Annotated in this window: 14 protein-coding genes; 9 read left to right on the forward strand and 5 right to left on the reverse strand. The window is 33.4% G+C overall.

All coding sequences use genetic code 11. The features are described 5' to 3' along the window. Positions 1-223: 223 nt before the first annotated feature. The 3 genes from SOM12_RS08565 to htpG form a co-directional block, all read right to left on the reverse strand. Positions 224-979 (reverse strand): DUF4369 domain-containing protein, encoded by a 756-nt coding sequence (locus tag SOM12_RS08565; RefSeq protein WP_095929385.1) that lies wholly within the window; start codon positions 977-979, stop codon positions 224-226. Positions 980-1,114: 135 nt separating this feature from the next. After that, positions 1,115-1,948: a hypothetical protein gene (locus SOM12_RS08570; protein WP_320493073.1), complete on the reverse strand. Its 834-nt coding sequence runs from the start codon at positions 1,946-1,948 to the stop codon at positions 1,115-1,117. Between the two features lie 195 nt (positions 1,949-2,143). Beyond that, complete coding sequence (htpG, locus tag SOM12_RS08575; protein ID WP_320493074.1) at positions 2,144-4,027, reverse strand: molecular chaperone HtpG; 1,884 nt, start codon at positions 4,025-4,027, stop codon at positions 2,144-2,146. A gap of 203 nt (positions 4,028-4,230) precedes the next feature. Here htpG and SOM12_RS08580 point away from each other — a divergent pair, with 203 nt between their 5' ends. The 3 genes from SOM12_RS08580 to SOM12_RS08590 all read left to right on the forward strand — a co-directional run bounded on the left by SOM12_RS08580 (position 4,231) and on the right by SOM12_RS08590 (position 6,507). Next, the gene (locus SOM12_RS08580) at positions 4,231-4,734 is read left to right on the forward strand and encodes a lipocalin family protein (protein WP_095929387.1); all 504 of its coding nucleotides are present in this window, start codon (positions 4,231-4,233) and stop codon (positions 4,732-4,734) included. 19 nt (positions 4,735-4,753) lie between these two features. Then, positions 4,754-5,449: an OmpA family protein gene (locus SOM12_RS08585; protein WP_095929388.1), complete on the forward strand. Its 696-nt coding sequence runs from the start codon at positions 4,754-4,756 to the stop codon at positions 5,447-5,449. Positions 5,450-5,556: 107 nt separating this feature from the next. Continuing rightward, positions 5,557-6,507, forward strand: a complete 951-nt coding sequence (locus SOM12_RS08590) for an ABC transporter ATP-binding protein (protein ID WP_095929389.1) — start codon at positions 5,557-5,559, stop codon at positions 6,505-6,507. Between the two features lie 108 nt (positions 6,508-6,615). Here SOM12_RS08590 and SOM12_RS08595 read toward each other — a convergent pair whose 3' ends face one another. After that, complete coding sequence (locus SOM12_RS08595; RefSeq protein WP_320493076.1) at positions 6,616-9,027, reverse strand: alpha/beta hydrolase family protein; 2,412 nt, start codon at positions 9,025-9,027, stop codon at positions 6,616-6,618. Between the two features lie 264 nt (positions 9,028-9,291). Here SOM12_RS08595 and SOM12_RS08600 point away from each other — a divergent pair, with 264 nt between their 5' ends. The 3 genes from SOM12_RS08600 (at position 9,292) to SOM12_RS08610 (ending at position 11,824) form a co-directional block, all read left to right on the forward strand. Continuing rightward, positions 9,292-10,299, forward strand: a complete 1,008-nt coding sequence (locus tag SOM12_RS08600; RefSeq protein WP_248728175.1) for a 3-oxoacyl-ACP synthase III family protein — start codon at positions 9,292-9,294, stop codon at positions 10,297-10,299. Between the two features lie 349 nt (positions 10,300-10,648). Next, positions 10,649-10,972: a GIY-YIG nuclease family protein gene (locus SOM12_RS08605; protein ID WP_320493314.1), complete on the forward strand. Its 324-nt coding sequence runs from the start codon at positions 10,649-10,651 to the stop codon at positions 10,970-10,972. 180 nt (positions 10,973-11,152) lie between these two features. After that, complete coding sequence (locus tag SOM12_RS08610) at positions 11,153-11,824, forward strand: copper homeostasis protein CutC (RefSeq protein ID WP_320493077.1); 672 nt, start codon at positions 11,153-11,155, stop codon at positions 11,822-11,824. Positions 11,825-11,924: 100 nt separating this feature from the next. Here the strand turns inward: SOM12_RS08610 and SOM12_RS08615 are convergent, their stop codons facing one another. Next, complete coding sequence (locus SOM12_RS08615) at positions 11,925-14,345, reverse strand: TonB-dependent receptor domain-containing protein (protein WP_320493079.1); 2,421 nt, start codon at positions 14,343-14,345, stop codon at positions 11,925-11,927. 332 nt (positions 14,346-14,677) lie between these two features. Here SOM12_RS08615 and argS point away from each other — a divergent pair, with 332 nt between their 5' ends. The 3 genes from argS to SOM12_RS08630 all read left to right on the forward strand — a co-directional run bounded on the left by argS (position 14,678) and on the right by SOM12_RS08630 (position 21,471). Then, positions 14,678-16,456 carry an arginine--tRNA ligase gene (gene argS, locus SOM12_RS08620; RefSeq protein WP_095929393.1) on the forward strand — a complete coding sequence of 593 codons (1,779 nt, stop codon included), beginning with the start codon at positions 14,678-14,680 and terminating at the stop codon, positions 16,454-16,456. Positions 16,457-16,820: 364 nt separating this feature from the next. After that, positions 16,821-19,991 carry a TonB-dependent receptor gene (locus SOM12_RS08625; RefSeq protein ID WP_320493080.1) on the forward strand — a complete coding sequence of 1,057 codons (3,171 nt, stop codon included), beginning with the start codon at positions 16,821-16,823 and terminating at the stop codon, positions 19,989-19,991. Between the two features lie 4 nt (positions 19,992-19,995). Next, on the forward strand, positions 19,996-21,471 hold the full coding sequence (locus SOM12_RS08630) for a RagB/SusD family nutrient uptake outer membrane protein (RefSeq protein ID WP_320493081.1): 1,476 nt from the start codon (positions 19,996-19,998) through the stop codon (positions 21,469-21,471). Positions 21,472-21,504: the final 33 nt, after the last annotated feature.

Genomic DNA, 21,504 nt, shown 5'->3' on the forward strand with positions numbered 1-21,504 from the left:
GATTGGTGGTTTTCTTTACGGAAGTTTTTCAAATATAGCTCGCGGTTTCAACCACAGGAAGCATATTAAATGAAACGTATTGCATTGTGGTGATTTAATTATGTTTTAAAGATTGAAAACCGCTTGCGATAGCATTTATATGCTTTGCGGGATTTTTGTTGAATTTAAGCATAAAAAAAACGTCCTGATAATTCAGGACGTTTTTCATTGTTGCTTTTATGTTTTATTCAGCTGGAGCTGGAGTTGTTGCAGCTGCTGGTGCATTTTGTTCTGCTTTTTTAACTTCAGCAACATACTTAGTTAGTTTCTTTCCATAAAGTGACTGTGCTACTTTTGGCGTCATTGATTTTTGAATCGTATCAAGAAATTTCAAATTGATATCGTAAATCTCTGCTAACGCAATATAAGGTGCTACTTCGTGATCTTTATTGTTTATGGCAAAGTTTGTAGCGTATAAATATTTTCTTTTAATATTTGACTGTTGTTTTGCGTCAATGCTGTCAATTGCTTTTTGATCTTGTCTTTTTAAAGCTTTGAATTTTGATTCAACCATAGACAAGTTTTCGTCTCTAAAACGTGTGTTTATTTTTTGGTATTCCTCATATAATTCCTGATTTTTAGAACCAGTAATTTTTGCACCAGCAATGAAGTTGTCCAGATTAGTGTCGATATTGATAGTTCCTGGCTCGGCAAAAAACAAAATGTTATTGTCTAATGAGTTTGTTACGCCTCGATCTAAATATAAATAAAGCATTTCTGGAGATTCTAATTTAATATCTCTTTCAAAAGCTGAGTTTCCATCAATTTTGATACTGTCAATAGCAACAAGAGAAGTGTCGACAATTCTTTGGATATATAAAGTTCCGGTTTTTAAACCTTTAATGTTTCCTGTGATGTGTAGGTTATCAGCAGCTGATTCTTTTTTGCTGCAAGATGCTAATACTGCAAGAGTAACAAAAGCAATTAGTGTTTTTTTCATTAGTTTTTGAGATTTTGGTGCAAAATAAAGAAAATAGTTTAAATGTAAATAGGGGGTGATGTTTTATTTTTTATAAAAAAAATAAATCCCAATTTATTTCTAAATTGGGATTCTAAAGTAATGCAAGAAAAGGTTTTACATCGACAAAATAAACGAAGTGCCATTTTCGTGCGTATACGTGTAAGTTGCATCGCAGTCATTGTTTCCGTAATCTATAACTCCGTTTAAAATACCTCCTTGTACTTTTAATTGTCCTTTGGAGATAAATAAACAAGAATATTTTTTAATTAGTGGTTCTTTTACTGTCAAAGTAAGTGCTACACCATTTGAAGATGTTACGGTATGTGTGCCATCGATAATTTCGTAAACATTGTCAGATAAAATTAAAGGCGTGTCTGCACCTGCAGTTTGTTTAGTAGTGTAAGTTCCCGAATTGGTATAAACCCCTCCTTGTAAATCGGTTAATTTTCCATTTGTAACTTTTCTGGTCCATTGTGGCGTAGATTGAATAGTTGTAGTGTTTGTATATTCAATAGTTCCCTCTAATTTGATGTCTTTTATAGAATAGTCAATTCTTTTAATTGTCATTTTGCTTCCAGTTTCTGTAATTGGTCCTGAAAGTGTTACTTCTAGTTTTCCTTTACGCGTAAAATTATTTCCGTCTTTGCATCCTGCTGTTCCAAAATCGGCTAAAAAGACTTTAGGATAATTTCCTCCATTTGGCGTTGTAATGGTAATTGTTGCGCAAATTCCAGGAGGTGTATCGGCAGGTTTTCCAGAAGTTGAAGTGCTTGTACTGATTAAGAGACTGGTGTTAAGATCCATTTCGTTTGAAGTGTCAATGGCAACTGATGCTCCAATGCTGGTTAAGTCTGTTGAAACGGCTGGGTCGTTATTGTCGCTTGAGCAAGAAACATATAAAAGTGCTGTGGCACAAATGGTTGTTAGTAAAATAGCAGTTTTTTTCATAGGGTCTTTTTGTTTTGGGTTAGATTAATAAGGCAGTCAAATGTAATAAAAAATTTGAATTGCAATAAAGATCATTTAGTGGTAATCTATAAAGCTGTATAACGAATTTTTGAAGAAAAAATTATGGTCGAAGGGATGAGAAACAAAAAAAGCTGCCCAGTTTGGGCAGCTTTTACTAAGATAGCATCTAAATGCTTATTTGATCATTTCGAAACTTCTTTTTACGAAAGCCGTAAGCGCTTCACCTTTTAATAGGTTTTGGGATAATTTAGCTAAATCTAAAGCTTGCTTAACTAAATGCTCTTGGTGCGTTTTGTCTTCTGTATTTAAAATACTTGAAGCTAAATCAGAATTGGTGTTTACAACCAAATTGTACATTTCTGGCATATTACCCATTCCGAACATTCCGCCGCCACCTGTTTGGCTCATTTCTTTCATTCTACGCATAAATTCTGGTTGCGTGATGATGAATGGAGCTGCTTGAGAATCCATAGCTTCCAATTGAACGCTGTATGCTTTTGGAATATAAGCTTCTAAAGAAGTTTTTAAAGCTGCTTTTTCGTCATCAGAAAGTTTAGAAATAGTGTTTTCTTCTTTTTTGATTAAATTGTCAATGTGATCAGAGTCAACACGTACAAAAGTTAATCCGCTGTTATCGTTTTCGATTTTTTGGATTAAATGCGAAATAATAGGAGAATCTAAAAGCAATACTTCATAGCCTTTGTCTTTTGCTGCCTCAATGTAAGAGTGCTGAGCATCTTTATTTCCAGCGTAAAGAACTACTAATTTGCCGTCTTTATCAGTTTGGTTTTCTTTTAGTTTTTCTTTTAATTCTTCTAAAGTAAAGTAAGTGTCATCTACAGTTGGATATAAAACAAATGCACCTGCTTTTTCGTAGAATTTCTCTTCAGAAAGCATTCCGTATTCTAAAACGATTTTAATATCGTTCCATTTTGCTTCAAAATCAGCACGGTTTTCGTTAAATAAAGCTTTCAATTTATCTGCTACTTTACGAGTAATGTAGTTTGAGATTTTCTTAACAGCTCCATCTGCTTGTAAACCAGAACGAGAAACGTTCAATGGGATATCTGGAGAATCGATAACACCTTTTAACATTGTCAAGAATTCAGGAACAATTCCTTCTACGTTGTCAGTAACGTAAACTTGGTTTTGGTACAACTGAATTTTGTCTTTCTGGATTTGCATATCATTGCCCAATTTTGGGAAATACAAAATACCAGTTAAGTTAAAAGGATAATCTACATTTAAATGAATGTGGAATAATGGCTCTTCAAACTGCATTGGATACAATTCTCTGTAGAAGTTTTTGTAATCTTCATCAGATAATTCAGAAGGCTGTTTTGTCCAAGCTGGATTTGGGTTGTTAATGATGTTGTCAGTTTCAACTGTTTCATTAACGTAATCTTCTGGAGCGTCTTCTGGTTTTGGAAGCGTTTCAGTTCTTGTTCCGAATTTAATCGGAATAGGCATGAACTTGTTGTATTTGTTTAATAAACCGCTAATTTTAGAATCATCTAAAAATTCAAGAGAATCTTCAGCAATATGAAGAATGATTTCTGTTCCGCGTGAAGTTTTGTCAGCTGGCTCTAAAGTAAATTCAGGACTTCCGTCACATGTCCAATGTGCCGCTGGCTCATCTTTGTATGATTTTGTAATGATTTCAACTTTTTCAGCTACCATAAAAGCAGAGTAGAAACCAAGTCCAAAATGTCCGATAATTCCAGAATCTTTAGCAGAGTCTTTGTATTTGTCCAAAAATTCCTCAGCTCCAGAAAAAGCTACCTGATTGATGTATTTTTCAACTTCATCAGCAGTCATCCCTAAACCTTGATCGATAATGTGGATTTTTTTACCTTCTTTATCGACTTTTACTTCAATAATTGGGTTTCCGTATTCTACTTTAGCTTCACCAATGCTAATAAGATGTTTTAATTTTAAAGTAGCATCAGTACCATTAGAAACAAGCTCGCGTAAGAAAATTTCGTGGTCGCTGTATAAGAACTTTTTAATTAAAGGAAAAATGTTTTCTACTGAAACATTAATTTTACCTGTTGCCATATTTTTTAATTTTTGATTTAATTTGATGATTTTCATTCGTTCAAATAAAATACCAATTGTATTTTGGGTGACAAAATGTCGGAAATGTTAATTCTGAAAGAAAATAAATAGATTCTAAAACGAAAAATATCTTTATGAATCGTATATTTGTGGTACAATAATTGTTAAAAAGGCAAGTATTAATCTAAAAAAAATTGTACAAAATGAAGAAGAGTATTTTTATATGCTTGATTGCCGCTATGTTTTTTGCGTGTAAGTCAGCTTCGTCAACAGCTTCATCTTCTGAAGCAACTACGCTTTCAACAAAACTTGACAAATCGACTCAAGTAGCGTTAAAAGGGAATTGGGTACTTACCAATGTTTCTTACCCAGGTTCTGATTATATCAAAGTAAATTCATTTGATCTTGCAGATTCAAAATGTTTTATTGGAAGTACTTGGAGCTTTATTTCGAATAATAATAAAGGAACAATGGCTTTGACTTCGCCAAGTTGTACTGGATTTTCTTCGCCAATTGTATGGAGTATCAACAATCAAGGTTTGTTTGTGTTGAAAATTCTTAATGCAGGTGAGAAAGCGAAGAAAGTTAGAGATGGTTATTTGCTAAAAGTTGCAGGTGTAACTGAAAGTTCTTTTCAGTTAGTTGATAATATCAATGTGGGAGGTCAGGTAAAAGATGTGGTTTACCAATTTCAAAGAGCTAATTAATATTTTAAAGATATAGAAAATGAGAAAGATAACGGTTTTAGGTTTAAGTAGTTTAATGGTTATAGCTAGTTTTTTTACAAGCTGTGATTCAGTAAAAAACGCAAATAATACGCAAAAAGGAGCCGGAATTGGTGTAGTTGCAGGTGGTGTTATTGGTGGTATTTTAGGAAATAATATCGGACGAGGCGGAAACGCTGCTTTAGGAGCTGCAATTGGAGCTGCTGTAGGTGGAGGAACTGGAGCTTTAATCGGTAATAAAATGGATAAACAAGCTCGTGAAATTGATCAAGCTTTACCAGGTGCTTCTGTTGAAAGAGTTGGTGAAGGTATTCACTTAACATTAAACGAAAACGCTGTTCGTTTTGATACTAATAAATCTACTTTAACAGCTCAAGCAAAAGCTAATTTAGATAAATTAGTTCCTGTATTCAATGATTATGGAGATACAGATATTCAAATTTTTGGTTACACAGATAATACTGGAAAACCAGAATACAACTTAACACTTTCTGGACAAAGAGCTGCTTCTGTGCAAGCTTATTTAGTTTCAAAAGGATTAAAATCAAGCCGTTTCAAAACTTCAGGTTTAGGAATTGCAGATCCAATTGCAACAAATGATACTCCAGAAGGTAGAGCTCAAAACCGTCGTGTTGAATTTTCAATTACAGCAAACGACAAAATGGTAAATGACGCTAAAGCAGAAGCTGGAAAATAGTTTCTAATAAAATAAATTATCAAAAAAGCTGTTTCAAATAATTGAAGCAGCTTTTTTTTGACTTTAGAAATTAAACATTGTAAATTTGACGACTCATATTACAACTCATGCTTGACATTCAAAATATATCTTTTTCGTACACCGAAAGCCCCGTTATAAAAAACATTTCTTTTTCTATTGAAAAAGGCCAGAATATTGCGATTATTGGTGAGAGTGGCTGCGGAAAAAGTACGCTACTCAAGCTTATATACGGATTATACGATCTGGATGAAGGAAAGATTTTTTATGGCGATAAGCCGATCTTGGGGCCAAAGTTCAATTTGATTCCAGGGATGCCTTATATGAAATATCTGGCCCAGGATTTTGATTTGTCTCCATACGAAACAGTTGCAGAAAACGTAGGTAAGTTTCTCTCGAACGGTTTTGCAAACATGAAAAAGCTTCGTGTTCAGGAATTGTTAGAAATGGTAGAAATGGATCAGTTTGCAAATGTTAAGACCAAATTTCTAAGTGGTGGACAACAGCAAAGAGTGGCGTTGGTTCGAGTTTTGGCTTTAGAACCAGAAGTAATTTTGTTAGACGAGCCATTTAGTCAGATAGATGCTTTTAGAAAAAATGCTTTACGTCGTAATTTATTTCGTTATCTAAAACAAAAAGAAATTACGTGTATTATTGCAACACACGATAGTACAGATGCTTTGTCTTTTGCCGATCAGGCAATTGTGATGAGAAGCGGAGAAGTGTTGGTAAAAGATGATCCTTCAAAAATATACGAAGATCCAAAGGTTAAATATGTGGCATCTTTGTTTGGAGAAGTAAATGAAATTCCGACTCATTTATTATTGTCTTACGCAGACGAAGCGCATAAAACATTAGTTTATCCGCATCAATTTAAAATGGTTTCAGAATCAAAATTAATGGTAAAAATAAGAAGAACTTATTTTAGAGGAAGCCATTATTTAATTGAAACAGTTTATAAAAGGCAGTTGATTTTCTTTGAAAGCGAAATAGATTTGCCGCTTGAACAAGAAGTTTTCCTGGCTTTAAATTATTTGTAATTAGGGAATGTGTCAATTAGAAAATTAGATAATTTCTAATTGTTAAAATAATAAACCCGACAGGTTTCAAAAGCCTGTCGGGTTTACTTTTAGAATCAAATTATGAATTTAGTTTTTCAGATACTTTTCTAAGAACTGATCTTGTTCCCAAAGCAAGTGCAAAATGTTTTCTTTTGCTACATAACCGTGAGATTCTTTAGGCAGAATAACCATTCTTGCTGGTGCTCCTAATCCTTTTAATGCTTGAAAATAACGTTCTGTCTGCAAAGTAAAAGTTCCCGGATTATTGTCTGCTTCTCCATGAACTAATAAAATTGGCGTTTTCATTTTTTCTGCATTCATAAATGGAGACATTGCGTTGTAAACTTCTGGCGCTTCCCAGTAATTTCTTTGTTCAGATTGAAATCCGAATGGAGTTAATGTTCTGTTGTAAGCACCACTTCTCGCAATTCCGCATGCAAAAAGATCTGAATGGGTTAGTAAGTTGGCAGTCATAAAAGCTCCATAAGAATGTCCTCCAACAGCCACTTTTTTACGGTTAATATAGCCTAAGGCATCTACTGCATCAATCGCCGCTGCCGCATTATCTACTAATTGCGAAATAAAATTGTCGTTTGGTTCTGTAGTTCCTTCTCCAATAATTGGAAAAGCAGCGTCATCTAAAACTACATAACCTTTTGTTACCCAATATACAAATGAGCCATAATAGGGGAAAGTGAATTCGTTTGAATTTTGAGTCGATTGAGAAGCGCTATTTCTATCTTTATATTCTGCTGGATATGCCCAGATCAATAGCGGCAATTTTTCTTTTTTAGTTTTATCATAACCAACAGGAAGATATAAAGTTCCTGAAAGCTCCAATCCGTCCTTACGTTTGTATTTAATAACTTCTTTGCTAACGTCTTTAATGCTTTCAAACGGATTTTTGAAATCAGTAACTTGTGTTAGGCTATTTTGTTTTTTTATATTTCTGAAATAGTAATTTGGGTATTCTGTTTTTGACTGAATCATAACTAAGATTTTCCCAGACTTGAAATCTTCAATTTCTAAAATATCCTCTTTTTTATCTTTATAAGGAGAAGTATAAATACGTTTTGATTTTAAAGTTTCTACATTGAATTCGTCTACAAAAGGAAACTGTCCGTTTTTAGTATAACCTTCGCCAATTCTATAAAGGTTGTTTTTTTCGATTGCTAAAACATATTTATTGTAAGCATTCTTTTTTGTTTCAAAAACTCCCGGATCAGAATAAACATCTTGCGAATTTCTATCCGTAATCATTTTTGGCTGCTGATTTGGGTTTGATGGATTAATCAAAAATGTTTTGGTGCTTCTCGTGTCGTACCATTCTTCAGAAAGAACCGCTAGATTGTCATTCCCCCAAATAATATCGCTAAAACGCTGTGGAGTTTTTGCTAATGAAGAAGCTTCTTTGTCGAAAGGCGCATCCCAAAGAAAAACTTCATCTCGATAATCAACTTTGTTTGCAGGATCTCCTTCGTCTAAAGCTACAACATAAGATAAAGTTGCCGGTTTGTCGTTTCTCCAAGCCATTTCTCTTTTTCCTTTTCGAACAGCCATAAAACCTTTTGGCATAATTTCATTTAAAGGAACCTCATTTACCGTTTTAATTTCTCTTCCGCTTAAATCATAAACAACTGTTTTAGATGGAAATCTGTTTAATGGAACTACATAAGAAAATGGTTTTTGAATTGTTGTCAGCATAATGTACTGACCATCTGGAGAGATTCTTTCTCCAGCAAACATAGCGGCGTCTTTGTATAAAACAGCATCTCCATTTAGTTTTACTTTATACAATTCAGAAGTTATGCAGTTTTCAAAATTAGCTTCGTCGTTTTTATTTTTCAGCATATCCGGATACGTTCTGTTTTGAGATTTTTCTCCAGAAGTATTTGAGATAATCGGCCCAGTAGGCAGATCTTTTTTAGAATCTAAAAGTGGCGGTCTGTTTTTAGGAAGCATTTTTACTAAGATAGTTTCGCTGTCTAAAAACCAGTTAAACGGATTTCCAAGATTAGCATTTACTCTAGCCTCTGTAAGTTTTGTCGCTTGTACGCTTGCAACATCTAAAACCCAAAGTTCTACACCAGAATTGGTAGTGTGCGAGAATAGGATTTTTTTGTCGTTTGGCGACCAAAGAATGTTTGATATTTTCGGATTATCAGGGAGTCCTTTTACCTGAATTTCTTCCTTTCCGTTTATTTTTCTTAATTTAAGATTGATTAAATACGTTACAGTGCTTGAAATATTAGTAACTGGATTAATTCTCAAACCAGCTAGACGAACTTCGTCTTGGTTTAAATCGTCGAGTGTTTTATAGGTGTTGCGGTACATCAAGAGCATGTTCTCTTTTTTTGTATCCATTGATACGGAAGGAGCTCTTTGATAGTCTGCCAAATCTAAAATAGATTTTGAAGGTTTTTGATAAGTTAGATTCTCTTGTGCAAAAGAGAAAAAGCTTATATTTAAAAATAAAAACAGTGTAACCTTTAATTTCATAGTTTGAATTTTATGGGTTTGTAAATTGGTATTCAAAATGTTTGTCTAAGATAGTTTTGTCTTGTTACATCTTGAGCCTGATTTTTAATTTTTTTCAATGTTTGCATGCGAAAATTGTCTTTTCAAGAAGCAAATGATAATAAGTTAGCGTAGAATTAGAATATATTAAATTGCTAATAACGAAAAAAATAGTATTTTGTGTACGTATATTTTAAAGTATGCGTAAATTTGCAATCCAATTTTTTAATAAATAATAATAGATATATGTATCATTCAAAAATAGCTGGTTTAGGATATTATGTTCCTTCTAATGTGGTGACTAACGATGATTTGTCTAAGATAATGGATACCAATGACGAATGGATTCAGGAAAGAACCGGGATTCAGGAAAGAAGACACATTATCCGTGGAGAAGACACTACTACTTCAATGGGAGTAAAAGCAGCTAAAATTGCAATAGAGCGATCTGGTGTTGCCAAAGAAGATATTGACTTTGTAGTTTTTGCTACATTAAGTCCAGATTATTATTTTCCAGGACCTGGAGTTCTGGTTCAAAGAGATTTAGGTTTAAGAACAGTTGGAGCATTGGATGTTAGAAATCAATGTTCTGGTTTTGTTTATGCAATTTCTGTTGCAGATCAATATATTAAAACCGGAATGTATAAAAATATTTTGGTTATTGGTTCTGAAGTTCACTCTACAGGATTAGACATGACAACTCGCGGACGTGGAGTTTCTGTAATTTTCGGAGATGGAGCAGGAGCAGCAGTTTTAAGCCGTGAAGAAGATTTAAGCAAAGGAATTTTATCTACGCATTTACACTCTGAAGGAGAGCATGCAGAAGAATTGGCGTTACAAGCGCCAGGAATGGGAGCGCGTTGGGTAACTGATATTATTGCAGATAATGATCCGAATGATGAAAGTTATTATCCATATATGAACGGACAATTTGTATTTAAAAATGCTGTAGTTCGTTTTGCTGAAGTAATCAATGAAGGATTGGAAGCAAATGGTCTTCAGGTTTCAGATATTGATATGTTGATTCCGCATCAAGCAAATTTGAGAATTTCGCAATTCATTCAAAATAAATTCAAATTGACAGACGACCAAGTTCATAACAATATTCAGAAATACGGAAACACAACCGCAGCATCTATTCCGATTGCTTTGACTGAGGCTTGGGAACAAGGGAAAATTAAATCTGGAGATACTGTAGTCTTAGCAGCCTTCGGAAGTGGATTTACTTGGGCAAGTGCTATTATTAAATGGTAAAATAATCATCTTACATTATATTTTTTTTAAACCTGCTTCTTATTGGGAGCAGGTTTTTTTATACGCATTTGCCAATAGGAGCGCCCTTCGACTTCGCTCAGGGAGACAAAGCTTTAACGATTATAGAAGTTCTTGATTTCTAATTTGTCAGGCTGAGCGAAGTCGAAGCCCTCGTTCCAATAGGCACGCCCTTCGACTTCGCTCAGGGAGACAAAGCTTTGACGACTGTATATGTTTAGATTTCTATTTGTCAGGCTGAGCGAAGTCGAAGCCGCGTTTCTATTAGCACGCTCTCCTTAATGTTTTTGAATTAAATTTCTTACTTTTATTGTTTTTGAAGTAAAAAATGATGAAAAGATATTACGTCTATATTTTAAAATGCTCTGATGGAAGTTATTACACAGGAATGACAAATGATATAAATCGAAGACTAAATGAACATAATTATGGTTTAAATCAAGAAAGCTATACATTTCATAAAAGGCCTTTGGAGTTGGTGTTTTGTACAGATTTTAATGATGTTATCCAAGCTATTGCATTTGAAAAGCAAGTAAAAGGCTGGAGCAGAAAAAAGAAAGAAGCTATAATAAAAGATAAATGGGAGGATTTGAAAAAACTTTCTCAATGTTTGAATAAAACAACTCATAAAAATTTTAATAAAAAGGATGTTTAGTATTAAATTAGCCGTCGGTTTTGTTTAGTATAACAAAGCGACTTGTCAGGCTGAGCGAAGTCGAAGCCCACGTTCCAATAGGAGCGCCCTTCGACTCCGCTCAGGGAGACAAAGATTGAACATAATTTTTTTGCAGCTTGTCAGACTGAGCGGAGTCGAAGCCATTTTAATACAATACAAATGAAAAAAAATCAACTAGAAATAGCTTGTTTCAATTATGAATCGGCAGTAATTGCTCAAGCAAATGGTGCGGATAGAATTGAGCTATGTGAAAATATGAAACTGGGAGGAACTACGCCAAACTCTATTTTGGTAGTAAAGGTTCGCGAAAGTATAAATATAAAAATGCATGTTATTATAAGGCCTAGAGGTGGTGATTTTGTCTATTCTGACGAAGAGCTTACCGAAATGAAACAAGATATCAAGCAATATAAAAAACTAGGCGTTGATGGTTTCGTTTTCGGAATTTTAAAAGAAAACGGAAAAGTAAATAAAAAGCAGAATAAGGAATTAGTGCATTTGGCACATCCGTTATCGTGTACTTTTCACCGTGCTTTTGATGTAGTTAAAAATCCTGAAAAAGCACTTGAAGATGTAATCGACTGTGGCTTCAAAACCATTTTGACTTCAGGTCAAGGTGTAAATGTAGAAGAAGGAATTTTGGCTCTAGAAAGGCTTCAAGAACTAGCGGGAGACAGAATTGAAATTATGCCAGGAGGAGGTTTAAGATCTTCAAATATCAAACTGTTGCAAGAAAAATTAGATCTCACTTTTTATCATTCTTCAGCAATCACAGATAATTCTGAAACTGCAAATCCAGAAGAAATAAAGGAGTTGCGTAACTTTTTATAGAATAGAATAAAACAAAAAAAGTCTGGAGGTGGCAATCTCCAGACTTTTTTTCTACAAGAAATTATTCAAAAAATTATTTAAAAAATTTTCTCAGACAAGATTAGAACATTCCGCCCCCGCCTTTGTTGGTATTGTCATCTCTTTGTTTACGCTGTAAATTTTTGATTTTTCCACCTCCAAAGTTATAAGTCAAACCAAAGTAAACCGTTTGGCTCTCCCATTTAAACTGACCTGCTTGAGGATAAGGATACATGGTATCAAAAGCATATTTCATTGTATTGAAAACGTCATTGAAACGAACGCTTAAATTCATTTTGTTGTCCAACAAGGTGTAACGTGTGCCAATATCCATTTTATACATTTCGTGGCTGTTGTTTTGAAGTCCGTCTGTAGCACCTCTATAGAATCCGAAAGCTAAGAAACTTAAACGTTTGTTTACTTTAAAATTAGAGTTCATACGTCCGTTGAAAGCGGCAACAGTAATTTTTCTATCGATTGGATTACTTGTATTTGTTGCAGGATCGTATTGGAATACAATACCTTGCTGATTAATACTTGAGAAATCAATCGATGGCTGGATATCCCACCATTTTGTGATTTTATAATTAAAAGAAACTTCAAATCCGTAAGCTGTATTGTGATCGTAGTTGGTAAAACTCATGATTTGTTTTTCCATGCTCGGATCTGCTGGATCAGGATATAAAATTCTGCTGATTTGGTCATTAATACTTCTCACAAAAACTCCAGTTGTAAAACTTCCTTTTTCAAGAGTTTTAGTATAATTTACTTCAACTGAGTTGGTAAACTGAGGTCTTAATTCAGGATTTCCTAATGAAGTAACTAACGGAGTAGCAAATTCACGAATAGGTTTTGTCTGTTCTAAACTCGGACGGTCTACACGACGGCTGTAGCTAAACTGCAACGTGTTTTTCTCATTCAAATTATACGTTAAATATGCTGATGGATACAATGTAATATAATCATCATCAAATTTAGTTTGGCCATAATTTAAGTTAGCTTGTACTTTATAGCTTTCAAAACGCGCACCCAATTGATAGCTAAACTTTTTGTATTTCTGTCCAAATGTTACATAAGCAGAATAAATATCTGTGTCATACGTATAATGAGACGTTTGATCTGCTACTGGTAACAAAGGATTTCCAGTCACATAATCGTTATCTGTTCTCGTGATTCTTGCCTCAGCTCCAGCTTCAAGGGTTGTTTTTTCGTTTAACGGATTAACATAATCTACGTTTACAGTACTTAACTTTCTAGTTCCTTGCAGAAAATCATTATATACAATACCCGAAGCAGTATTGTCAATTTTGGTCGTTTTAGTGTCAAAAGCAGCATTTTGAGTTTCTTTATTATCACTATAATTTGCTTCAAAATCTAAAGTGTGACCTTCTTTTTTAAAGATGTGTTTGTATGCCAAATTGTATGTTCCAACTCTATCAGGCCCCCAATAGCTTGATTTCTGAAAGATATTAGAAATATCAGAACCGGTTACATTATTGTAATCAATATCAGTGTCTACAAAACCTTTTCCGTTAGATTTGTTTTGATTGGTGTAGATAGACAAGGTGTTATGATCATCAATTAAATAATCCATTCCTATTTTGTATAAGTAAGAATCATTATCATTCAAAACAGCTATATTTTGAACTATATCTTGATCAAATCTTTGGATGAATCCTGTGTTTTGGTAAGTTCCAAAGTTTTGTCCCACATTTCCAAAGAAATTTACTTTCCCTGTTTTGTAATTTAAATCTAAAGATTGATTGTATTTTGCCGTTTTACCAAAAGTAATACCACCACTATAGCTTCCATTAAAACCGGTGTTTGCATTTTTGTGTAAGATGATATTAATGATTCCAGACATTCCTTCTGGATTATATTTTGCACTTGGGTTCGTAATCAATTCAATTTTCTTGATAGAAGTTGACGGAATTTGTTTTAACAATTGAGCAGGGTCAATATTACTCGGACGCCCATCAATTAATACACGAACATTATCATTTCCGCGAAGTGAAAGTTTTCCGTCCTGATCCACATTTACAGAAGGAATATTGTTCATAATGTCAGATGCCGAAGCTCCAGCAGTTGTCAAATCCTTACCAACGTTAACTACTTTTCTATCAATTTTTTGTTCGATTGTAGAACGTTCTGCGATAATGTTAACCCCTTTTAATTGCGTTGCTTCTTCTTCAAGAGAAACATTTAAAGTGGCACTTTTTTTGTTTTCGCTCAAAAGAACAGAACCGATATATTTTCTAAATCCAATATATTGAATCTCGATAGTGTAACTTTTTAAAGCAATGTTTTTAAATGAATAGTCCCCGTTATCGTCTGTATTTACTCCAGAAACCACTTTTCCATTTTCTTTAAGCGAAACCGTTGCATAAGAAATCGGCGAGTTGTTCGACTTTTCTGTAATTTTTCCAGTAATACTTCCAGTATTCTGGGCCTGTGCAGTTGCGATTATACCTAATAACGCAAACAGAAAGAATTTTAATTTCATGATTTTTTTACTGATTATTTTTGATTTGATTGATGATGATGATTTCGTTTTGTTAGTTTTTTCTTTTTTTCTTTTTCTTGACCTTAAAAAATTAGAGTCTCTATTAAGACTCTTTTACAGTTGATATGTTACAAGAAATTAAATAAAAAAGTGTGTTTTTTTTCTCATGGACTGTTTTGTAAGAGATTACGGTTTTGATTTTTTGATAATTTTAACAATTAAAAAATGCGCTTTTTTGTCAAATTGAAACTCTTTTTCTGAATTTAATATGTTTTTGATTTTCTCTAATTGATGAATAAGCAGTATCTTTGCTCACTTTAAAATAAGTTTACATGTCATTATCACAAATTCTTACACCTTCTATACAAAAAGCAATACAAGCATTATTTGATGTTACTGTTGATAAAATCGAGTTTCAAACTACTAGAAAAGAGTTTGAAGGAGATATTACAATGGTAATTTTCCCTTTGCTAAAAGTGATTAAAAGTAATCCGGTTGAATTAGGAAATAAAATTGGAAATTATCTAGTTGAGAATGTTTCTGAGGTTGCTCGCTTTAATGTAGTTTCTGGTTTCTTGAATATTGTTATCTCAGACAGTTATTATGTGAATTTCTTTAACGGAATAAAAGATCAAAAACAGTTTGGTTTTGTAGCTCCAAATCCGGCAGAGAAAGCAATTATGGTAGAATATTCTTCTCCAAACACTAATAAACCTTTGCACTTAGGTCACGTTCGTAACAATTTGTTAGGATATTCTGTTGCAGAGATTTTAAAAGCTTCTGGTAAAAAAGTGTATAAAACTCAAATTATCAACGATAGAGGAATTCATATCTGTAAATCAATGCTGGCTTGGGAGAAATTCGGAAACGGAGAAACGCCTGAAGCATCTGGTTTAAAAGGGGACAAACTAGTAGGTAAATACTACGTAGAGTTTGATAAAGCTTACAAAAATGAAATTAACGGTTTAATAGAAGCTGGAAAAACAGAAGAAGAAGCCAAAAAGCAAGCTCCAATCATTATCGAAGCGCAAGATATGCTTAAGAAATGGGAAGCTGGTGACGAAAAAGTAATTGAGCTTTGGAAAAAAATGAACGAATGGGTTTATGAAGGTTTCGCAACAACTTACACAAATCTTGGAGTTAATTTTGATAAATATTACTACGAAAGCAATACCTATCTTTTAGGAAAAGATGTTGTTCAGGTAGGTTTGGATAAAGGCGTTTTCGAAAAAGATCCAGACGGTTCTGTTTGGATTGATTTGACAGATGAAGGTCTTGACCGAAAAATCGTTTTACGTTCTGATGGAACAGCGGTTTATATGACACAAGATATCGGAACCGCAATTCAACGTGTTAAAGACATGCCAGATGTTGGGGGAATGGTTTACACAGTTGGAAACGAGCAAGATCATCATTTCAAAGTTTTATTCTTAATCTTGAAAAAATTAGGTTTTGATTGGTCTTCAACTTTATATCATTTGTCATACGGAATGGTTGATTTGCCATCTGGAAAAATGAAAAGCCGTGAAGGAACCGTTGTAGATGCTGATGATTTGATGCAAGATATGACCGATACTGCCAAACAAATCTCAGAAGATTTAGGGAAATTGGATAGCTATTCTGCCGAAGAAAAAGCAAAGTTGTACAAAACAATTGGTTTGGGAGCTTTGAAATATTACATTTTAAAGATAGATCCTAAAAAACGTATTTTATTTAATCCAGAAGAATCTGTCGATTTTGCTGGAAATACAGGACCTTTTATTCAATACACATACGCGAGAATTCAGTCAATAATCCGTAAAGCCGATTTTGATTTTTCTAATAAAATTGAAATCGAAGAATTGCATGAAAAAGAGAAAGAATTGGTAAAACAAATCCAACTTTTCCCAGAAGTAATTCAGAATGCGGCTCAGAATCATAGTCCAGCATTAATTGCTAATTATACGTACGATTTAGTAAAAGAATATAACTCTTTTTACCAATCAGTTCATATTTTAGGAGAAGTTGATTTAACTAAAAAAATATTCAGAGTGCAGCTTTCTCAAAAAGTTGCCGAAGTAATCAAATCTGCATTCCAACTATTAGGAATTGAAGTTCCAGAGAGAATGTAAGAATTAAAGTTTAAGAAATTTAAAGCCAATAGTTTTTGAACTATTGGCTTTTTTTATTGCTTTTTTGGCTTATCCGGTAATATTTACAGTTTGACTCTTTATTAGTTTTGTATCATATTTCACAGTATTTAATTGCATAGTCATTAAGATATCTCCTAATATTCGTTTTTTAACTATTTTGAATTAGTAAGCTTTTAGTATAAATGATACAGGATTAAAACCATCTAGAGATAGGTGGTTTTTTTGTTTGTTGCAAAAAAACTTGTAAGTTTATTTTTATAATAAATTATGTTAAATGAATGTAAAATCTTGTTAAAATTAATTTAATTTTATAAGTTGCGCCCCTTAATTCAAATAAACTATAATGAAAAGAAAATTTAAAGGATTTGCAATTCTTGTGTTTTTGTTGACTGCTCAATTGTTTTTTGCGCAAGAAAAAACAATTTCAGGAATTGTATCAGATGGAAGCGGACCAATTCCAGGTGCGAATGTTATGGTAAAAGGAACTAGCAATGGAGTTCAAACCGATTTTGATGGAAAATACAAGATTAAAGCAAAAACAGGAGATGTTCTGGTTTTTTCTTATATGGGGATGAAAGATCAGTCGGTTACCGTTGGAAATTCATCTTCTATAAATATTAAAATGCAGGAAGGTGGAGAACAATTAGAAGAAGTTGTGGTTCAGGTGGCTTATGGAAAAGCAAAAAAAAGTTCTTATACAGGATCAGCAACTCAAATTAAATCAGAACAGCTTGAGAATAGACCTTTAACGAATGCTTTATCTGTTTTAGAAGGTAGTTCTTCAGGAGTACAAATTCAAAGTTCGGCTGGTCAACCTGGGGCTGCACCAGAAGTAAGAATACGTGGATTTAGTTCTATAAATGGATCAAATACTCCACTTTATATTGTTGATGGAGTTCCTTATGCAGGAGATATCAGCAGCTTAAATTCAAGTGATATTGAAAGTCTAACTGTTCTAAAAGATGCTTCTTCAACTTCGCTTTATGGTTCAAAAGCTGCAAATGGAGTTATTATAATCACTACAAAAACAGGAAAGTCATCAAAAGATAAGTTTTCATTAAATATGAGTACGGGAATGACTTCTCGTTCAATTAAGGATTACGAAAGAGTGAATGCTTTTGATTATTATCCTCTAGAATGGGAGGCGATTAGAAATAGTCGTCCTATGGCAAACCAATCTCAAATTGATGCAGCTAATGCTTATGCTTCCACAAGAGTGCCAGTTGTTCTAGTTACAAATCCATTCAATGTTCCTGCAAATAGTATTGTTGGAACAGATGGAAAATTAAATCCAAATGCTCAATTGCTTTATCCACAAGATTTGAATTGGGAAAAACAATTGGAAAGAGCTGGAGTTCGCCAAAATGTAGATTTTTCTTATCAAGGAAAATCGGAGAAATCAAATTATTTCGCTTCTCTCGGTTATTTGAATGAAGAAGGATATATACAAAAGTCAGGTTTCGAAAGAACTACAGGAAGATTAAATCTTAATACAAGTCTAAAAGATTGGTTCAAAACAGGAGTAAACATTTCAGGAGCTTTAACTAACTCTAAATTAGGAACTGATGGTGTAGAAAATACAAGTTCTTTCAAAAACCCATTTAGAACAATAAGAACGATGGGGCCTATTTACCCAGTTTTTGATCATACCGCCAATGGAGATTATGTCTTTGATGATAATGGCGATAGAGTTTATTCAACAACTAGGGGGTCGGGTGCTTCTAATGGACGAAATGTTGTTTATGAAACTTTAAATGATACTGATGTGGTAAAAGGATTAGCGCTTTCTGCAAGAACATATTTCGAAATAACTTTTCTCAAAGATTTTAAGTTCACAACAAATGCCTCAATCGATAAAACATATTCTAATAGAACCTATTCTTATAATACTTTAATTGGAGATGGGGCGCCAACAGGATTAATTGGAAAGGATGATAAAATTTTAACAGGAGTTACATATAATCAGTTGCTTAATTATTCTAAAAAAGTTGGCAATCATAATTTTACTGCACTTTTAGGTCATGAAAGTTTCGATTATGAAAGAAATTGGACTACGGGCACTAAAACCGGTCAGGTAGCTCCAGAGATTATAGAGTTTGTTAATTATGCGACTACAACAGGTTTGAATTCTTATACGAGAAATTACGCTACCGAATCATATTTTTCTAGAGTTGGGTATGACTATGATGATAAATATATTTTTTCTGCATCGTTACGAAGAGATGGATCTTCAAAATTTGCTAAAAATAATCGATGGGGAAATTTTTGGTCTTTTGGGGGAGCGTGGGTAATCTCTAAAGAGAATTTTTTAAAAGAAAAAACATGGATTAATGACTTAAAATTAAGAGCATCTATTGGAGAAGTTGGAAATGACTCACATACTATTAGTGATACAAATGATGCAGGTTCGCAAATTAATGGCTTGAATTATTACGTTAGTCAGAATACTTATAGTTTAGGATATGATAACGGAACAGAAGGCGGTGTGTTAATTTACGCTGCAGGAGCTCCTAATCTAAAATGGGAAGTCAATACTCAGAAAGATATTGCAGTAGAGTTTGGATTATTTAGAAATAGATTAAAAGGTAGTGTTGAGTATTATAATAGAAATACTGATGGGCTAATTTTTGCAGTTCCAAATCCATTATCATCTGGCCTGGATAATAGAATGGAAAATATAGGTTCAATGGTAAATAAAGGAATTGAGATTTCATTAGATGGTGCAATTATCAAAACAAATGATTTTTCTTGGAACCTAAATATTAATGCATCAACTATCAATAATAAAATTACAAAGCTGCCACAAGGGGAAATTATTGATGGGACTAAGAAACTTTCAGTAGGGCATTCAATTTACGATTATTGGCTAAGAGATTGGTATGGTGTGGATCCAGCAGATGGCTATGCTTTATATGTAGCTAATCCGCAATTTGTGAACTCTGGAGATAGTACGATAAGAGTTGTGAATGGAGTGAATGTAACTACAGACCAGAATAAAGCTTTATACCATTATGCTGGTTCAGCAATTCCAGATTTATTTGGAAGCTTTGGAAATACATTTAAATACAAAGGTCTTCAATTAGATATTGTTTGTACTTACCAAATAGGAGGACAAATGTATGATACAAATTATGCTGTTTTAATGCACACTGGGAATAATTACGGATCAGCATTTAGTACTGATATATTGAACAGGTGGCAAAAACCTGGAGATATTACAGATGTACCACGATTAGATGTAAATAGAAATACTCAATCTTCTGCCGCTTCAGACAGATGGTTAAAAGGGTCTGATTATTTATCATTAAGACAGATTAATTTATCTTATAAAATGCCAAAAGAGTTTATTTCAAAGTTAGAGATAGATAATGCTTCTGTTTATATTAATGGAGAAAACTTATTGTTGTTTACAAAACGTCAGGGAATGGATCCTACACAAACTTTTAACGGTACAACGCAAAATAGATATATACCATCTAGAGTAATAACATTAGGTCTGAATTTAAATTTTTAACATTATGAAATCAAATTATATAAAATTGATATTTGCATTTGTATGCATAATTATTTTTGGATCTTGTTCGGATGATTTTCTAGATAAAAAGCCAACAGAATTTGTGGATTATGAAGGAGCAACAAAAACAACTGAAAACCTAATGACTCTTTTGAATGGTATTCACAGATCCTTATATATAAGATATGAAGGAAATCAAAATGAAAATGGATTAGGCAGTTTGATGCAGCAGATAGATATTGCTGGTGATGACATTGTTTTCCCTGTTACTAATGGCTGGTATTTGCAAGTTTATAACTGGGCAGCATTTTCTAATGAGAATTCTCAGGATTTAAGATTCCAGTTTAGAACTTATTATAGAATAATTAGAAATGCAAATACTATTATAAATGCAGCAGATGTGTCCATAGGTTCTGATGCAGATAAGAAAATTGTAAAAGGACAGGCTTTACTTTATAGAGCTTTTTGTCATTATCAGTTGGTTCAGCTTTTTGGAGAAAGATATATAAACGGAAATAATAATTCTCAGCTTGGTGTTCCTATTATTTTGACTGTTGGCAATGATAAATTTCCTCGTTCAACAGTAGAAGAAGTATATGTGCAAATTAATAAGGATATAGATGAAGCAAATGTTTTGCTAGCTGATTACACAAAACCCAACAATTCACATCTTGATTTAAAAGTAGCACAAGGTCTGAAAGCAAGAGTTGCTTTAACTCAAGGGAATTGGGCAGTAGCAGCAAATTATGCGAACAAAGCGAGAATGGGAAAAACGCTAATGTCTGCATCAGATTATGTTACGGGATTTAATGATTACTCTAATAAAGAATGGATGTGGGGAAGTCATATAAATGAAGTTCAAACTGATTATTTTGGAAACTTTGGAGCATATATGTCAAGAAATTACAACTCAACTGTTATACGTTCTTGCCCAAAAGCAATTAATAGTAAATTGTATAATGTAATTCCACAAACGGATGTTCGTTCTAAAATATTTGATAAAACAGGAAACCATACAGCTCTTTCATTGCCTTCGAATTATGCTAAATTTCCTTATACTAGCCAGAAATTTTTAGCAATAAGTACAGGAGATAGTAGATGTGATGTCCCATATATGCGAGTTGCCGAAATGTATCTGATAGAGGCTGAAGCTAAAGCCAGACTTGGAGATGCTACTGCAGCAAATGTGCTTTTTGACTTTGAGATAACGAGAGATCCTGCTTATGTTTTGTCTAGTAACACTGGTCAAGCCTTAGTTGAGGAAATACTTTTACAAAGAAGAATTGAATTATGGGGTGAAGGATTTAGATTCTATGATTTGAAGAGAACAAATTCATCATTAGATAGAACTGGTGCAAATCATGATTCAAGTATTGTAAATGGAGTTTTAAGTGTTGGCCCTGCAGATAAAAGATGGCAGTGGCTAATTCCTAAAGCAGAAATTGATGCCAATCCATTAATTGTACAAAATCCATTATAATAAAAATTAAAAAACAAAAAAATCCGGAAGCTT

Source organism: Flavobacterium sp. CFBP9031, from assembly GCF_034044945.1.
Taxonomy (GTDB): Bacteria; Bacteroidota; Bacteroidia; order Flavobacteriales; family Flavobacteriaceae; genus Flavobacterium.

Excerpts from the sequence above, each read along its gene's own strand:
- SOM12_RS08565 (WP_095929385.1), bottom strand. The coding sequence starts at position 979 with ATGAAAAAAACACTAATTGCTTTTGTTACTCTTGCAGTATTAGCATCT.
- SOM12_RS08570 (WP_320493073.1), bottom strand. The coding sequence starts at position 1,948 with ATGAAAAAAACTGCTATTTTACTAACAACCATTTGTGCCACAGCACTT.
- htpG (WP_320493074.1), bottom strand. The coding sequence starts at position 4,027 with ATGGCAACAGGTAAAATTAATGTTTCAGTAGAAAACATTTTTCCTTTA.
- SOM12_RS08580 (WP_095929387.1), top strand. The coding sequence starts at position 4,231 with ATGAAGAAGAGTATTTTTATATGCTTGATTGCCGCTATGTTTTTTGCG.
- SOM12_RS08585 (WP_095929388.1), top strand. The coding sequence starts at position 4,754 with ATGAGAAAGATAACGGTTTTAGGTTTAAGTAGTTTAATGGTTATAGCT.
- SOM12_RS08590 (WP_095929389.1), top strand. The coding sequence starts at position 5,557 with ATGCTTGACATTCAAAATATATCTTTTTCGTACACCGAAAGCCCCGTT.
- SOM12_RS08595 (WP_320493076.1), bottom strand. The coding sequence starts at position 9,027 with ATGAAATTAAAGGTTACACTGTTTTTATTTTTAAATATAAGCTTTTTC.
- SOM12_RS08600 (WP_248728175.1), top strand. The coding sequence starts at position 9,292 with ATGTATCATTCAAAAATAGCTGGTTTAGGATATTATGTTCCTTCTAAT.
- SOM12_RS08605 (WP_320493314.1), top strand. The coding sequence starts at position 10,649 with ATGAAAAGATATTACGTCTATATTTTAAAATGCTCTGATGGAAGTTAT.
- SOM12_RS08610 (WP_320493077.1), top strand. The coding sequence starts at position 11,153 with ATGAAAAAAAATCAACTAGAAATAGCTTGTTTCAATTATGAATCGGCA.
- SOM12_RS08615 (WP_320493079.1), bottom strand. The coding sequence starts at position 14,345 with ATGAAATTAAAATTCTTTCTGTTTGCGTTATTAGGTATAATCGCAACT.
- argS (WP_095929393.1), top strand. The coding sequence starts at position 14,678 with ATGTCATTATCACAAATTCTTACACCTTCTATACAAAAAGCAATACAA.
- SOM12_RS08625 (WP_320493080.1), top strand. The coding sequence starts at position 16,821 with ATGAAAAGAAAATTTAAAGGATTTGCAATTCTTGTGTTTTTGTTGACT.
- SOM12_RS08630 (WP_320493081.1), top strand. The coding sequence starts at position 19,996 with ATGAAATCAAATTATATAAAATTGATATTTGCATTTGTATGCATAATT.